Origin of the sequence: Acrocarpospora catenulata, from assembly GCF_018476525.1 — a bacterium.
In the GTDB taxonomy this organism is placed as follows: Bacteria; Actinomycetota; Actinomycetes; order Streptosporangiales; family Streptosporangiaceae; genus Acrocarpospora; species Acrocarpospora catenulata.
The window spans coordinates 80,298-95,521 of record NZ_JAHCST010000006.1 but is presented as its reverse complement, the minus strand read 5'-3'; the positions used below and the strand labels follow the sequence as shown (position 1 = coordinate 95,521).

The 15,224-nt window shown below is 71.1% G+C and carries 11 protein-coding genes; 10 read left to right on the top strand and 1 reads right to left on the bottom strand.

Annotated features, from left to right (window positions below; genetic code table 11):
- The 10 genes from KIP79_RS08265 (at position 1) to KIP79_RS08220 (ending at position 12,415) form a co-directional block, all read left to right on the top strand.
- The gene (locus KIP79_RS08265; protein ID WP_214104095.1) at positions 1-870 is read left to right on the top strand and encodes an ABC transporter permease; all 870 of its coding nucleotides are present in this window, start codon (positions 1-3) and stop codon (positions 868-870) included.
- Positions 867-2,576, top strand: a complete 1,710-nt coding sequence (gene nikE / locus KIP79_RS08260; RefSeq protein WP_214104094.1) for a nickel ABC transporter ATP-binding protein NikE — start codon at positions 867-869, stop codon at positions 2,574-2,576. The genes KIP79_RS08265 and nikE overlap by 4 nt, the downstream gene beginning before the upstream one ends.
- Positions 2,573-4,702: an NtaA/DmoA family FMN-dependent monooxygenase gene (locus KIP79_RS08255; RefSeq protein WP_214104093.1), complete on the top strand. Its 2,130-nt coding sequence runs from the start codon at positions 2,573-2,575 to the stop codon at positions 4,700-4,702. The genes nikE and KIP79_RS08255 overlap by 4 nt, the downstream gene beginning before the upstream one ends.
- Entirely contained in the window at positions 4,699-5,910 is a 1,212-nt protein-coding gene (locus tag KIP79_RS08250) for an acyl-CoA dehydrogenase family protein (protein ID WP_214104092.1), read from the top strand. Before KIP79_RS08255 ends, KIP79_RS08250 begins: the two co-directional genes overlap by 4 nt.
- A gap of 14 nt (positions 5,911-5,924) precedes the next feature.
- Entirely contained in the window at positions 5,925-7,001 is a 1,077-nt protein-coding gene (locus KIP79_RS08245) for an aldo/keto reductase (protein ID WP_214104091.1), read from the top strand.
- Positions 6,998-7,687, top strand: coding sequence for an NAD(P)H-binding protein (locus KIP79_RS08240; RefSeq protein WP_214104090.1), 690 nt, complete (start codon positions 6,998-7,000; stop codon positions 7,685-7,687). Before KIP79_RS08245 ends, KIP79_RS08240 begins: the two co-directional genes overlap by 4 nt.
- Positions 7,684-9,417 (top strand): DUF7405 family protein, encoded by a 1,734-nt coding sequence (locus tag KIP79_RS08235; protein WP_214104089.1) that lies wholly within the window; start codon positions 7,684-7,686, stop codon positions 9,415-9,417. The genes KIP79_RS08240 and KIP79_RS08235 overlap by 4 nt, the downstream gene beginning before the upstream one ends.
- Before the next feature lie 3 nt (positions 9,418-9,420).
- Positions 9,421-10,980 (top strand): ABC transporter substrate-binding protein, encoded by a 1,560-nt coding sequence (locus KIP79_RS08230; RefSeq protein ID WP_214104088.1) that lies wholly within the window; start codon positions 9,421-9,423, stop codon positions 10,978-10,980.
- An 81-nt stretch (positions 10,981-11,061) separates the two neighbouring features.
- Positions 11,062-11,847: a DUF1684 domain-containing protein gene (locus tag KIP79_RS08225; protein WP_214104087.1), complete on the top strand. Its 786-nt coding sequence runs from the start codon at positions 11,062-11,064 to the stop codon at positions 11,845-11,847.
- Positions 11,848-11,953: 106 nt separating this feature from the next.
- Positions 11,954-12,415, top strand: a complete 462-nt coding sequence (locus KIP79_RS08220; RefSeq protein WP_214104086.1) for an RrF2 family transcriptional regulator — start codon at positions 11,954-11,956, stop codon at positions 12,413-12,415.
- Between the two features lie 33 nt (positions 12,416-12,448).
- Here KIP79_RS08220 and mgtA read toward each other — a convergent pair whose 3' ends face one another.
- On the bottom strand, positions 12,449-15,022 hold the full coding sequence (gene mgtA / locus KIP79_RS08215; protein ID WP_214104260.1) for a magnesium-translocating P-type ATPase: 2,574 nt from the start codon (positions 15,020-15,022) through the stop codon (positions 12,449-12,451).
- Positions 15,023-15,224: the final 202 nt, after the last annotated feature.

The window sequence follows — 15,224 nt, the reverse complement described above, 5'->3', positions numbered from 1 at the left end:
ATGAGCACCTTGGCCGGTCTCACCGCCCCCGGCACGCGGGGGCGAGGCGCCAGGCGCCGGCAGTGGTGGCGCTACGCCGCCGTGGCCCCGGCGGCGCTGATCACCCTGGCGATCGTCTTCGCCCCGCTCCTGGCGCCGTACCCGCCCAACGCCCAGGATCTGGCGAGCATGTCCCAGCCGCCGTCGCTGACGGACGGCCACCTGTTCGGCACCGACCTGTTCGGCCGGGACGTGTTCTCCCGGGTGCTGCACGGCGGGCGTCCTCCGCTGCTGATCGGCGTGCTCGCCGTGGCGGCCGCCGTGGCCGTCGGGGTGGCGTTCGGCGTGCTCGCCGGCTTCCGTGGCGGCCGGCTCGACTCCGTGCTCGCCCGTGTCGCCGACATCCAGCTCTCGGTGCCCGGCATCGTCATCGCCCTGTTCGTCCTGGCGATGCTCGGCGGGGGCTTCGTCAACGTGATCCTGGTGATCGCGCTGGAGTCCTGGCCGCTCCACTTCCGGGTGACGCGAGCGCTCGCCCAGGGCCTGCGCAACCGGGCCTTCGTCGAAGCGGCGCGGGTCTTCGGCCTGCCGACCCGCACCATCATCACCCGGCACCTCGTCCCGGCGCTGCTGCCGGTCATCGCGGTGACCGCGACGGCGAACTTCGTCACGGCGGTGCTGATGGAGGCCAGCCTGAGCTTCCTCGGCCTGGGCATCCAGCCGCCCACCGCGGACTGGGGCCTGATGGTCAGCCTCGGGCGGACGCAGATCGCCTCGGCGTGGTGGGTGTCGGTCTTCTCCGGCCTGGCGCTGGCCGCGCTGCTGTTCTCGGCCCAGTTACTCGGTGACGCGCTGGCCAAGCGGTTCTCGCTGGAAGGAGCCGACACGTGAACTCCACAGGACACGTGCTGTCCGTACGCGACCTCACGGTCACGGCCACCCGGGACGGGCGCGAACGGGAGGTCGTCGCCCGCGTCAGCCTCGATGTCGCTCCCGGTGAGATCTTCGGCATCGTCGGCGAGTCCGGCTCGGGCAAGACGATGCTGACCAAGGCGGCCACGGGCCTGCTGCCGGGCACCGCCAGGGTCAGCGCCGGGACCATCGAGATCCTCGGCCGAGACGTCACCAACGCCGACGCCCGGGCCTGGCGATCCATTCACGCTCACCACATCGGCGTCATCTTCCAGAACGCCGCGACCGCGCTCAACCCCAGGATGACGGTCTTCAGCCAGGTCCGTGAGGCGCTGCCCGCGACCCGCGAGCGCGGCCGGCTCGCCGACGCGCGGCGGGTACGGGAACTGCTGGAGACCGTGGAGATCGACCAGGCGGCACGGCGGCTCCGGCAGTACCCGCATGAGCTGTCCGGGGGGATCGCCCAGCGGGTGGTGATCGCCATGGCGCTGGCCCGCGACCCCAAGCTGCTCGTCGCCGACGAGGCCACCACCGCGCTCGACGCCGTGGTCCAGCGCCAGATCCTCGACCTGATCGGTTCGCTGCGCCGGTCGCGGGACCTGTCGGTGGTCCTCATCTCACACAACCTCGACGTCGTGCGGGACCGCTGCGACCGTACCGTGGTCATGCGCCGCGGCGAGGTCGTCGAGGCGGGCGACACCCGGGGCCTGCTGACCACGCCCGTCCATCCCTACACCCGGGAGCTGCTCGCCGCGTCGCCGTCGGTGCTGCTGTCGGGCCCGCGTCTCCACGAGCGCCCGGCACCCCCCACAGGCGAGCCCCCCGTCGTCTCGGTGCGGCAGGTCACCAAAAGGTACGCGCCGCAGGCCAAGAGTCCTGGCGGCGGGCCGCGCACCCGACCGCGTGCGGCGGTCGAGGCCGTGAGCCTGGCCGTGCACCCCGGCGAGATCGTCGGCCTGGTCGGCGCGTCGGGGTCGGGCAAGACGACGACCGCGCGGATGCTCGTCGGTCTGGTCACGCCCGACACCGGCACCGTCCAGTTCGACGGCCGTGACGTGACCGGCCTCAGCCGCCGGGAGCGGGCCATGTGGCGGCGCGATGTCCAGTTCGTCTTCCAGGACAACTACGGCGCGCTCAACCCGCGCTACACGGTGGCGGAATCGGTCCTGGAGCCGCTGCGGGCGAGCGGGCGCACCCTGCCCGAGCTCGGCTGGACCGGCCTCGGTGAAGTCCTGAGCGCGGTCGGGCTCGACGCCGGCTTCGCCGGGCGCCATCCCCGGCAGCTGTCCGGCGGCGAACGACAGCGGGTCGGCATCGCACGCGCCTTGGTGAGCCGGCCCAAACTGATCGTCGCCGACGAGCCGGTCTCGGCGCTGGACGCGACGATCCAGAAGCGGATCCTCGACTTGATCATCGAGCTGAACCGCAGCCACGGCACGGCGTTCCTGGTGATCTCGCACGACCTCGGCGTCATCGCCTATCTGTGCTCGCGGGTTCTGGTCATGAACGAAGGCGAGGTCGTCGAGCACGGCGACGTCGCGAGTGTCCTGGGTGCGCCGAGGCACCCCTACACGGCCGAGTTGATCGCTGCGGTCGCCGCCGGCGGCGTCCTGGCCGCGACCTCGGCGGGCGCGGCCGATCAGGCGGGCGCGGAGATCACGGAGTCCAGGAGGGCCGCATCGTGACAAGACAGAACGGCAACGGCATCCACATCGGGGTGAACATCACGGGGGTCGGCTCGCACAACGGCGCGTGGCGGCTTCCCGAGGCCGACGCCCAGGCGGGGTTCAGCCTCGACTACTTCGTGCGCGTGGCACGCCTCGCCGAGCGAGGTCTCATCGACGCCTTCTTCCTCTCCGACGTCCCGCGGCTGTCGCCCGACGTGGAGACGACCCCGCAGCACCAGAGCTTCGATCCGCTGGTGCTGCTGTCGGCCCTGGCGCAGCACACCGAGCGGATCGGGCTGGTCGCCACGATCTCGACCACCTGGCACCACCCGTACAACCTGGCCCGGTCGCTGCTGTCGGTGGACCGGGTCTCCAACGGCCGGGTGGGCTGGAACATCGTCACCAACCACACCCCCGCGGTCGCGCTGAACTACGGCCTGGACACGATGATCGAGAAGGCCGAGCGCTACGCGAGGGCGAGCGAGTTCGTCGAGGTCGTGCTCGGGCTGTGGCAGACCTGGGCGCCCGACGCGGTCGTCGCGGACAAGGCCCGGGGCGTCTTCGCCGAGCGCGGCAAGGTCCGGGGCATCGACTACGAGGGCAGGCACTTCCGGGTCCGCGGCGGATCCGCGGTCCCGCCCTCGGCCCAGGGCTACCCGGTCATTCTGCAGGCCGGCGCGTCCCCGCACGGGCTGGAACTCGCGGCGCGCTTCGCCGACGCCGTCTTCGTGGCAGCCAGCGAACGCCAGGTGGCGGTCGACTATCGCAAGAAGCTGGCCGCCGCGCGGTCCCGGGTGGAGCGCTCCTCCCCGGCGGAGATCCTGGTGATGCCGGGCGTCACGGTGAACCTCGCCAGCACCGACGAGGAGGCGCACCGGCGCCGCGCGGAACTGGACGAGCTGGGCGACAGCGCACACCGGCTGGAGTTCCTCGCCGGGCGCCTGGGGCTCGATCCCGCGACGCTCGACCTCGACAAGCCGATCGACCGCGACCGCATCGACGTCGAACGGCAGTACCGCCGCAACTCCGAGGGGTTCGTCGACTCCGTCCTGCACCTGGTCGACCAGGGCAGGACAGTGCGGGAGATCCTGCGCACGGGGGCCGGGCACACCGGATTCGTGGGAACCCCGCGGGGCCTGGCCGACAAGCTCGAACACTGGTACCGCAGCGGCGCGGCCGACGGGTTCAACCTCGGGTTCGACGTGGTCGAGGAAGGACTCGCCGCCTTCGTCGACGAGGTGGTCCCGATCCTGCAGGAGCGGGGCCTCTACCGTGCCGACTACCAGGGCACCACGCTGCGGGATCACCTCGGCCTGCCGACGCCGCCGTGGCGGCCGTCGTCGGCCGGCTCCCGCGGCGGGGCCGGGAGACCCTCCGGCACCACCGGCGACCGACCGGCCGACTCGCCGGTGACCACCGCACGGCTGGTCCTGGAGAGCGACGAACGCCTCCGCGCGGGACGGCAGTGGCTGGCCGGGCTGCCCGCCACGACGAGCCGGCGTGAGCTCGAACCGCTGCTGACCGCAGAGCCGGCCCCGCTCAGCCCGGTGGAGTCCTGGGGTGTCGCCCTGGAGCTCGGCCACCGCGGCGAGCCCGAAGCGCACCTCCTCGGCACAGGCGTGGCGCGGGCGCGACTGGCCGACCCTGAGCTGCGCCGGCCCTACGCGACGGTGTGGGCGACCGCGGTCAGCGTCGGCGCGCTGCTGCGCTGGCGCGAGGTCGCGGCGCATCAGGTCACCGCCGGCGGAGCCGCGCCCACGGATGATCCCCTGACCCTGGAGCGGCTGGGCCGGGTGGACGCCATCGCGTGGGCCGGGGCGACCGCGCTCGACGCCCTGGTCGAGGAGGCCGCCGGGCAGTTCGCCCCCGGCTCCGGCGGCGCGGGCGACCAGATCGGGCGACGGATCGCGGCGACGGCCGCGGCGGTGGCGAACCTCGCCGCGTGGACGCAGCACGACCTGGTTCCCGGCGAGGCCCAGGCCGACCCCTATCTCGATGCGCTCACCTACTTTCTCGCTTCGACCCGCGCGCTGCCCCACTCCTACCTGCAGCAGGCGGTCGGGCGGCATCTGCTGACCGGCGAACCCGTCTTCGCCGCCGACCGCGGCCCGCTCGTGCGGGCCGGCAATGGGAGGAACCAGTGACCACACGACTGGAAACCGTCCTGACCCGCGACTCCGACCGCTACCGCGCCTTCCTGGCGGAGATCGCCGAGCGCTCGCGCGGGCGGGAGGAGCAGCTCGAAGGATTCACCGATCTCGTCGAACTCCTGCGCTCCTCGGGGTTCAGCGCCTTCCGGGTACCGGTGGAGTACGGCGGCAGCGGCGGCTCGATCGAGGACCTGCTCGCCATCGTGGCCGACATCGCCCAGGTCAACCCGAACCTGGCCCACATCGTGCGTACGCACTTCGCCTTCGTCGAGGCGCGGCTGCGTTCGACGCGGGAGCGCGAGCGCGCGTACTGGCTGCGCCGTGCGGCGGCGGGCGAGTTGTTCGCGAACCTGGCCGGAGAGCTCTCCGCGAGCGCGGTCGGGAGGCTCCGCGTCGAGAAGTTCTCCACCACGGTCACCTCGGACGCCACCGGCCGGCACCTGTCCGGGGAGAAGTTCTACTCCACCGGCAGCCCGTACGTGGACCTGCTCGCGGTCTCCGCATCGGTCGCATCGGACGGCCGCAGCGTGACGGCGGTGGTGCCCCGCCGCCGGGAGGGGGTGCGCCTGCTGCACGACTGGGACGGCTTCGGCCAGCGCCTCACCGGTTCCGGTACGACCGTCTTCGACGACGTCGCCGTCGGCGACGACGAGCTGATCGAGGACGGCGAGGGCTCCGGCACCGACCTGAACTACTACGTGCTCGGCCAGATCTACATCCTCGCCATGCAGGTGGGCATCCTGCGCGGCGTCGTCGACGACGGGATCGCGCTGTTGCGCTCCCGTACCCGCAACTTCTCCACCGCGCTCGCCGCCGACCCGGTCAACGACCCGCAGCTGTGGCGGGTGGTCGGCGAGCTGGCGTCGGTCGCCGCCCTCGCCGGCGACCTGGTCCGCTCGGCGGCGCGGGCCTTCGACCGGGCGATGGCGACGGTGCTGGCCCGTGATCCGGACCCGTCCCTGGCCCGGGAGTTCGCCGTCCGCATCGCGCGCGCGAAGGTGGTGATCGACCAGGCCGGGCCGTACGCGGCCAACCTGCTGTTCGATCTCGGCGGGGCGTCCTCGACGCGCGGCAGGCTCAACCTCGACCGGCACTGGCGCAACATCCGGACGGTCTCCACGCACAATCCCGCCGCGACCAAGGCGCGGCTGCTCGGCCAGTTCCTCATCGACGAGGAACTGGAGTCTCCCGCTCTGTGGTAGCCCGAAAGGACCCCATGTCACACCGCATCCTCGGCCGGACCGGCCTGCAGGTCACCCCGCTCACCCTCGGCACGCTCAACCTCGGCCACGCCACGGCCGAGCACCACGAAACCAGTCGCCAGGTCATCCATACGGCTCTGGACGCGGGCATCAACGTGATCGATACCGCCGACTCGTACTTCCAGGGACAGTCCGAGGAGGTGATCGGGGAGGTCCTCGCCGAGCGCGGCGCCCGCGACGACGTCCTGCTCGCCACGAAGTTCTTCCGGCCCAAGGGCGGCCCGCTCCGCCAGGGCGGGACCCGCCGGTGGATCTTCCAGGCCGTCGAGCTGAGCCTCAGGCGGCTGCGCACCGACTACATCGACATCTACCAGTCCCATCGGCCCGACGAGCTGACCGACATCGACGAGACGCTCGGCGCGCTGACCGATCTGGTGTCACAGGGCAAGATCCGCTACTTCGGGACCTCCACCTTCGAGGCGCACCAGCTCGTCGAGGCCCAGCTGGTGGCCCTGCTGCGGCACCGGGAGCGCCCGGCCACCGAGCAGCCGCCGTACTCGATCCTGGTCCGCGGCGCCGAGCGCGCGGTGCTCCCTGTCGCCGAGCAGTACGGCATCGGGGTGCTGTCGTGGAGCCCCCTCGCCGCCGGCTGGCTCTCTGGAAGCCTGACCCGCTCAGGCGAGGAGCACGCCGTGCAGAGCTGGTCGCAGCGCCTGCGCAAACAGCCGGAGCGCACGAACCTGACGCTTGAGGAGAACCAGCGCAAGCTGGCGGCGGTCGGCCGCCTCAGCGCGCTGGCGGACGAGGCCGGCCTGACACTGATCGAGCTGGCCATCGCCTTCGTCCTGCACCACCGCGCGGTCAGCTCGGCCATCGTCGGACCGCGCACGGCCGACCATCTGCGGGCCGCCCTGTCCGCGCCCGAGGCCGGCCTGGACGACGCCGTACTCGACGCGATCGACGAGATCGTGCCGCCCGGCAGCGCGCTGATCGAGCGCGACCAGGGACACACGCCGTTGGCCCTGCAGGATGCCGGCCGCCGCAGGTGGGCCGGTCACCCGAACCCCGCGATTGGGAGGAACACCGCATGAGAATCGTTCAGCTGACGCCCGGGCTGCACGTCACCGAGGAACTGGACCCAGGGGTCGAGTTCAACGTCCGCCCCTGGATGTCGGCGGCCGCGCTGCGCCAGGCGGCCGCCGCCGGCGCGCACGTCCTGGACACGATCGACGGGCCCAGCGCCCGCCACTCCGACGCGGGCGCCCTGGCGGAAGGGGCGGACGTGGTCGTCATCGCGCCGCAGTCCACCCCGGCGCCCGGCGACGAGAGCCGGATCCGGCTCCTGGCGACCTCCCTGGTCGCCTCGCTCGCCGCGCGGGCGCCCTCGGCCCACACCGTGCTGGTCAGCCACTTCCTGGTCGGGCACGGCCGGGCGCACCCGAACGCCAAGGCCGGCACCTGGGGACTGCACGAGTTCGAACGCGCGCTGCGGAGCACCTCGCTGAGCTGGACGATCGTGCGGCCGACCTGGCTGTCGCTGGAGCCGGACACCCGGGCGTACTCGGTGCACGCCAGCCAGAGCCCGCTGGTCGACGGGCTGGTCAGCGCGCACGGCCTCGCCGCGACCATCATCGCGGCCGCGCGGGAGCGTACGGCGGCGCAGGGGACCACCTTCGGAATCTACGCGACCCCGCCGGAGGCCGGCGGGGTGTCCCTGCCGCGTTTCGCCGAACTCCGCAAGGACCGGGAGTTCCTCCGCGAGCGGGTGCTGACGTGAGCGGGCTACCGGTGGGGCAGCACGAATGGGAGGCCACCTTCGCCCGGGACGAGCAGGGCCGCCCGCTTCCCCCCAGGTTCCATCTGCTGTTGCTGGGCGACGTCGTGCGGACGCCGACGTCGCGTGACCAGTCGGCGCTGGAAACGCTCTTCGCGGAACTCGAACGACGCCACCCGTACGGCCCGGCGGGACTGCTGACCACGCTCGGCTGGGGGACGACCTGGTTCGAGCGCTTCACCCACACGGCCTCGCCGGTCAACCGGCCGGTCAAGATGGCGCGGTGGGAGGACCCGGTCCTTGAGGACTACGACTTCTTCATCCACCTCGCGAGCGACGAGGAGGCTCCGCTGCACGCGGCGAAGGGACTCCTCTTCGGCCCGGAGGGCACCGGGCTCGACGGCGTGCTGCGGCTGCGCGACGAGCGGACCGGTTTCGTGGGCGCCGGGCTGCCCGCGGAACGGGTCAGCTCGGTGGCGATCCCCGAGTCCTCCCCGTTGCTGTTCGGATTCCGTTCGGTGTACCGCAAGAGCCAGGCGCCGGAGGAGACCGTCACGATCCGTGAAGGGGAGTGGGCCGGTGGAACGACCGCGCACGTGAGCCGGATCGTGCTGAACCTGGAGCAATGGCACGCCAAGGACCGCGACGAGCAGTCGGCGTTGCTGCACGCGCCGACCGTCTCCGCGGCCGAGGCGGAGGCCTTCGTCGACGACGCGCCCAGTGACCACCTCAAGGCTCGCGCGACCGTCGCCGAGCACGGGATCATCGGCCATGCCCAGGCGGCGGCGCGGGCCCGGGTCAACGACGTCCCGTTGATCAATCGACGCGACTTCGCGACCCTCGACGACGGGGCGCCCGGGACGCATTTCGTCTCGTTGCAGCGGGAGCTGCGTGACTTCAACAACACCCGTGCGATCATGAACGGCTCCGACGCCGCCGACGCGCACCCCGCGGTGGGCGCCCGGCACCGCAACGGGATCAACTCCTTCATGACGGTGACGCGGCGCGCGACGTTCATCATCCCGCCGCGGCGACTGCGCGCGTTTCCGCACCTGACCACCAGGGGCCACGAGGTGGTCGCCATTCTCACCGAGGAACTCGCGACACCGATCGCCGAGGTACTCCGTGCGGGCGCCATTCCCGGCGCCGACGGGCGAGTGCCGGTACTGCGGGAGGCACTGGACCTGATCCGCGCGTCGGCGTGGGGCGAGGCGGTGGTCTCCGCCGTGCTCCTCGAACTCGGCGGCGAACTCGACGGCGAACTCGGCGGCGGGCTCGACGGTGTCGCCGCCGAGCTCGACGCCGTACTCGGCGGGCTCGACGGTGAACTCGCCGCGATCGTGCGGGGGCACCTTCGCCTCGTCAGGGAACTGCTCAGCGAGCACGGCCAGACGCACCTGGCGGGCGACATCGGGCGAGGGCACCTGCTGGGAGCCGCGCAGGCCGTCAACGTCGTGATCAGCGAAGCGGCCTCGGGCGGTGCGTTGCTGTCCGGGCGCGTTCGCGCCGAGTTCCCCTGGGAGCTGTTCGACACGCTCGTCCTCGACGTCGGCGGGCCTACCCGGTTCGCGGTGCCCACCTTCCGCGCGGGCGTCGAACCCGTTCCCGGTGCCGCCGGCGCGCGGGAGCTCACCTTCGACCAGGTGCTCGTCCCCGCCTACGACCGGCTCGCCGAAGCGCCAGGGCCAAAGGCCACACCGACCGGCACGGCCCGGAAGAACCAGGAAAGGTAAGTCATGCCCATTCTCCGCCGGGCGCGTCGACGACGTGCCGGAAACTCCGTGGTGATCACCGCGCTCGCGGCATCGGTGGCTCTGGCCGGCTGCGGCGGCTCCACGGGAGCGGCCCCGGCCGCCGACCGCGAAGCGCCCGTCGTGATCGCCGTGTCGAGCGTGGTCAGCCTCGACCCCGGGCTCGCCTCCAACAGCAAGGCCAACCTGACCGTCGTCGGCAACGTCTACGCCGCGCTGACCCGGTTCGGCGCCGACGGAAAGCTCGTGGGTGACCTCGCCACCGAATGGAGCCAGACCGCCGACGACGTCTGGACCTTCAAACTGCGCTCCGGCGTCACCTTCGAGGACGGCGAGCCGCTGACCGCGCGGACCGTGGTGAGCAACTTCGAGCGGCTCAAGAACGACGCGAAGCTCGTCGCCGGCGCCAAGGTGGTCTCGGCGGTGCGGGAGGCGGAGGCGACCTCCGACACCGAGGTGGTGTTCCGCACGCAGGGCACCTTCCTGTCCTTCCCCGGAATCGTGGCCGGGTGGCACCTCCTGCCGATCGAGTGGCTCAAGACCCACGACCCGAACACCGAAGTCAACGCGTCCGGCCCCTACAAGCTCGTGTCGTTCGCCCCGGACCAGAGCATCAAGCTGGCCGTCAACGAGACGTACTTCGGCGAGGCACCGCAGGTCAAGAGCGTCGAGTACCGCGTGTTCAGCGAACAGGCGGCGATCATCTCGGGTGTGCTCGCCAACGAGATCGACGTCGCGGTGCAGCTCAGCCCGTCGGACCTTGAGCAGTTCGAGGCGACCGGCGACTTCATCACGGGCGGTCGGCCGGGTAACCGCATCCACATCCTGCAGGTCAACGCCTCGAAGAAGCCGTGGGACGACCCTCGGGTCCGCGAGGCGGCGGCGATCGCCATCGACCGGGCGACCATCACCAAGACGATCCTCAAGGGCCTGGTCGAGCCGTCGCGCAAGCAGCCGTTCGGCATCGGTTACGTCGGCTACCAGGAGGACCTGGAGCCGTGGCCCTACGATCCGCCGCGGGCGCGGAAACTGCTCGAGGAGGCCGGCGCGGTGGGCGCCAGGGCGGAACTCGCGGTCGCCGAGTACCAGTTCCCCGGCGGCCCGCAGACCTCTGAGGTCATCGTGGAGCAGCTCAAGGCCGTCGGGTTCGACGCGGCGCTGCGCCGGCTGCCGCTGGCGACCTGGAGCGATCTGCTCAAGTCCGAGGAGACGGCCCCCGAGCTCATCTTCATCGGTGAGGCGTCGCCGTCGAACTCCAGCGCCGAGGCCACGCTCAAGTACCAGTCGAAGGAGGCCTACCCCGCGACCAACGCGAAAGGCCCGGTCAGCTCCGAGATCGACGCCGCCGTCCAGGCCGCGTGGACCGCGAAGACGGTAGCGGAGCAGGCAGCGGCGATCAAGCGGTTCACGGCCGAGAACATCCGCACGGTCCGCATCATCGACATGTGGCCCCAGCCTCAGACCTACGTGGTGTCCAAGCGGATCAAGTACACCCCCCGGGCCGACGACCTCAACCGTGCCTACGATCTCGAGTGGGCCAAGTAGCTGTTCTCCGTTCCTGTTCCCTGTTCCCGCCTGAGCACCCTCGGGCGGGAACCCGGGAGCGCCGTCATGAAGGAGTGAGAGTTGGCCTACATCGACGAGTGGCGGCACTGGCACGCCGCGCGGGCGGAAGCGCTCGCGGCCCCGTACGGGCCTCTCTCCGCGATGTGCGGTATCCGCGTGCGCGGCTCGGCGGGTGTCGCGCCCTACCCCGACGACGTGCACCAGATCCAACCCAGTTCGCCGGTCGGCTCCGACCTCGCCCACACCTGGGACGACAGGCTCATCAGAGTGCCGCTCTGCCTGCCCAACAACAGTGTGGACCTGGAATCGCTGACCCCGCAGCAACGGAATCTCATCGACGCCGAGGGCGTCTTCGCCCTGGACGCCATCGAAGACCGCATCCATCGGATCACGTTCGGCGGGCTTGAGGTTTTCGAGCCGCACTACGACTGGGTACTTCCCGCAACGGTCGTGGAACTGGAACCCGACCGGGTCGTACGGACCGTCGCCCCGTGCACCGACGGTCACGAACGCTGGATCATCCTCGACGCGCTGATCCAGTTCGAAATCGATGGGCGCCGGTTCGAACTGATCGCGACGCACGAGCCACGAGGGGCCTTCCACGCCATCTTCCGCGACGCGACGCGGGGCATGGGCTACCCATTCCGCAATATCCACGTTCCGGCCCCGGTTGTGGGGAATGAGACGACGATCGATTTCAACCGGGCAGTCCTGCCGCTCGCCGCCCTGTCGACACGCTTCCCTGCGGTTTCTGCGCCGCCGCGGAACCAGCTCGACGTCGCGGTCACCGCAGGTGAACACCGGCCGTACCTGGACGGTGGGCACCCGGCCACCGAGCCGGTTTAGTATTCCTGACGGGGCGGCCGTCGTAGATTAATCACGTCGCATATCGGAACAATTCAGACTCAACCGGACAGGCAGGGTATGCGCCCATGGCGAGACTCGGGGAACCATGAGGCTCTCGGCACGAACGGACTACGCGTTGCGGGCGGTGATCGAACTCGCGGCGACCGGCGGCGGTCCGACCTCCGCCGTCGAGGTCGCCCAAGCGCAACAGATCCCGCGTCAGTTCCTCGATCTCATTCTCCGCGACCTTCGCCGGGCCGGACTCATCACGAGCCAGCGCGGTTCCACGGGCGGTTTCCTGCTCGCGCGCAAGGCCGGCGAAATCTCGCTTGCCGACGTCATCCGCGCGGTGGACGGGCCCCTGGCCACGATACGCGGCGAGGCCCCGCAGGACCTGCGGTACGAGGGAAGCGCGCAGGCGCTGCAGTTCGTCTGGATCGCCCTGCGGGCCGACCTGCGGGCCCTACTGGAGAACGTCACCATCGAGAACGTCGTGACCGCCACACTGCCGGAACACATCATGCGGTCCGTCGAGGTGGCCGCCGCCTGGAAATCCTCACCGTCCTGAGCACGTCGCGCCGCACGGGCAGCCGGGGCCTCTCTAGCTCGTTGTGTTGAAGTGTGCGGCGCGGCGGTGGGTCCGGTGGCCTGGCCGGCGCGGGCGTTCGGGTGGTACGGCGGGAGCCGTACGGAAGAAGCGGCGTTTGCCGAGCTCGATCAGCGCGAGGTAGGCCAGCACCATCAGCACCAGGGCCAGGAAGAAGGCTCCGGGCAGTGGGCTGAACCCGAGCGAGGCCGCGAAGGGTGTAGCGGGAAGGACCGCCCCGACGGTCACCACGCCGAGCGCCGCGAGCAGCAGCGGCACACTGGGGTGGCTGCGGAAGAAGGGAACCCGGCGGGTGCGGACGGCGAAGATGACGAGGGTCTGGGTGGCCAGCGACTCGACGAACCAGCCGGAGCGGAAGAGGGCGGGCCCCGCGGAGAACGCCCAGAGCATCACGCCGAACGTGGCGAAGTCGAACAGGGAGCTGATCGGCCCGAAGAAGAGCATGAAGCGGCGGATCAGCGTGATGTCCCAGCGGGAGGGCCTGGCCAGTTGCTCCTCGTCGACCGTGTCGGTGGGGATGGCGAGCTGGCTGGTGTCGTACAGCAGGTTGTTGAGCAGGATCTGCGAGGGCAGCATCGGCAGGAAACCGAGGAAGGCCGAGGCGCCGGCGGCGCTGAACATGTTGCCGAAGTTGCTGGAGGTGCCCATCAGCACGTATTTCATGGTGTTGGCGAAGATACGTCGTCCGGTCACCACGCCGTCGGCGAGCACAGCGAGGTCCTTCTCCAGCAGGACGACGTCGGCCGCGTCCTTGGCCACCTCGGTGCCGGAGTCGACGGAGATGCCGACGTCGGCGGCGTGCAGCGCGAGCGCGTCGTTGACGCCGTCGCCGAGGAAGGCGACGTCCACCCCGCCCTGGCGGTGCAGCCGCACGATGCGGGCCTTCTGCTCGGGGTCGATCCTGGCGAAGACCGTGGTGGCGGGGATGGCCTCGGCGAGGCGTTCGTCGTCCATGCCGGCCAGGTCGTCGCCGGTGAGCGTACCGCCCTCGGGAAGTCCGAGCTCGCGGCAGACATGCGCGGCCACCCGCGCGTTGTCGCCGGTGATCACCTTGACCTGGACGCCGAGCTCGGCCAGCCGCCGCAACGCCTGACGCGCGCTGGTCTTCGGCGGGTCGAGGAAGACCAGGAATCCCAGCAGACGCAGGTCGTGCTCATCGTCTAAGGCCAGCTCCGCCTTGCCGGGTGCGGGTTTGGCGGCCACGGCGATGGTGCGGTGGCCCGCCGCGAATTCGGCCTCCAGCACGGCCCTGGCCGGGCCGGGCACGTCCACGCATCGGTCGAGCAGGGTTTCCGGCGCACCCTTGGCGATGATCATGCGCTGCCCTGCGGCATCGTCGGCCAGCACGGACACCAGGCGCCGGTCGTGGTCGAAGGGCAGCGTGGCGATCCGCCGCCAGCCGGCGGCCGCCGCCGACGTCCCAGGGGATTCCCACAGGGCCGCGTCCAGCGGGTTGCCGACGACCACCCTGCCGTTCTCGACCTCGGCGTCGGTGCAGATCAGGCCGGGTGCCAGCGGCAGCGGCGAGGGCGCGCCGGTGGTGTCGAGGGCACGCATGAAGCTGATCCTGCCCTCGGTGAGGGTGCCGGTCTTGTCGGTGTACAGCACTTCGATGTCGCCCAGGTCCTCGATGCACACCAGCCGCTTGACCAGCACCTTACGCCGTGCGAGCTGCCGGGACCCGGCCGCCAGGCTGGTGGAGACCACCGCGGGCAGCAGCTGGGGGGAGATGCCGACCGCGATCGCCAGGGAGAACAGCAGGGCGTCCAGGATCGGCCGCTGGAGCACCAGGTTCACCACGAAGATCGCCACGGTGAGCACCGCACCCACCTTGATCAGCAGCGTGGAGAAGCGCCGCAGCCCGATCTGGAACTCCGTCGGCGGCTCCTCCTCGCCCAGGCCGAGCGCGATCTTCCCGAACGCGGTGCCGCCGCCGGTCGCCACGACCACGGCGCTGCCGCTGCCCGCCTTCACCACGGACCCCATGAGGACGCAGGAGGAACCCGCGGGCTTGTCCACCGGGATCGACTCCCCGGTCAGCACGGACTCGTCGCACTGCAGCGCCGTACCCGACAGCACCAGTGCGTCGGCGGGCACCACCTCGCCCAGCCGCAGCCGCAGCACGTCACCGGGCACCAGATCCACGACGTCCACCTGGCAGGGCCGGCCGTCTCGCAGGACGGCCGCGTGGTGCCTGATCTGCTCGTGCAACGCCTGTACGGCTCGCTCGGCGCGGTACTCGTTGAAGAAGCCCAGCCCGACCGAGGCCAGCAGGATCACCCCGATGATCAGGGCGTCGGTCCGCTCGCCCAGGAAGAACGAGGCCAGCGCCGTCACCGCGAGCAGCACCAGCAGCGGCGAGCGCAACTGCCGCAGCAGCACCCGCAACGGGCGGGCGCGGTGCGAGCGCACAGCATTCGGACCGTACCCGGCCAGTCGACGCGCGGCCTCGCCAGAGGACAGGCCATCGGCGGAGGTCGACAGCGCCTCCAGCACGTCCGCGGGCCTCATCACGGCCGCGGCCGCGGCACCGAGCGGCACCACCTGTTCAGCGGTGGCGCCGGTCATACTGCTCACGCCCTTCGGCGGATCCAAGGGCCGATAGTCCCTGTACGGCAGCAGATGATGCGTTCCGTCCTCGTACGCGAGGGTACGGCGGGGCGCTCGCTTGCTTGGGCATGACCGCTCCGTTCCTAGGTACGTGTCGAGACCGATGCCCGGATCATCTTTCTCACCTTCGTGCGCCAGGCCCAGCGACACCTGGGTCCTT

Bases quoted from the DNA above. Each gene is read 5' to 3' on its own strand.
- KIP79_RS08265 (WP_214104095.1), top strand. From the start codon at position 1: ATGAGCACCTTGGCCGGTCTCACCGCCCCCGGCACGCGGGGGCGAGGC.
- KIP79_RS08245 (WP_214104091.1), top strand. From the start codon at position 5,925: ATGTCACACCGCATCCTCGGCCGGACCGGCCTGCAGGTCACCCCGCTC.
- KIP79_RS08240 (WP_214104090.1), top strand. From the start codon at position 6,998: ATGAGAATCGTTCAGCTGACGCCCGGGCTGCACGTCACCGAGGAACTG.
- KIP79_RS08230 (WP_214104088.1), top strand. From the start codon at position 9,421: ATGCCCATTCTCCGCCGGGCGCGTCGACGACGTGCCGGAAACTCCGTG.
- KIP79_RS08220 (WP_214104086.1), top strand. From the start codon at position 11,954: ATGAGGCTCTCGGCACGAACGGACTACGCGTTGCGGGCGGTGATCGAA.
- mgtA (WP_214104260.1), bottom strand. From the start codon at position 15,022: ATGACCGGCGCCACCGCTGAACAGGTGGTGCCGCTCGGTGCCGCGGCC.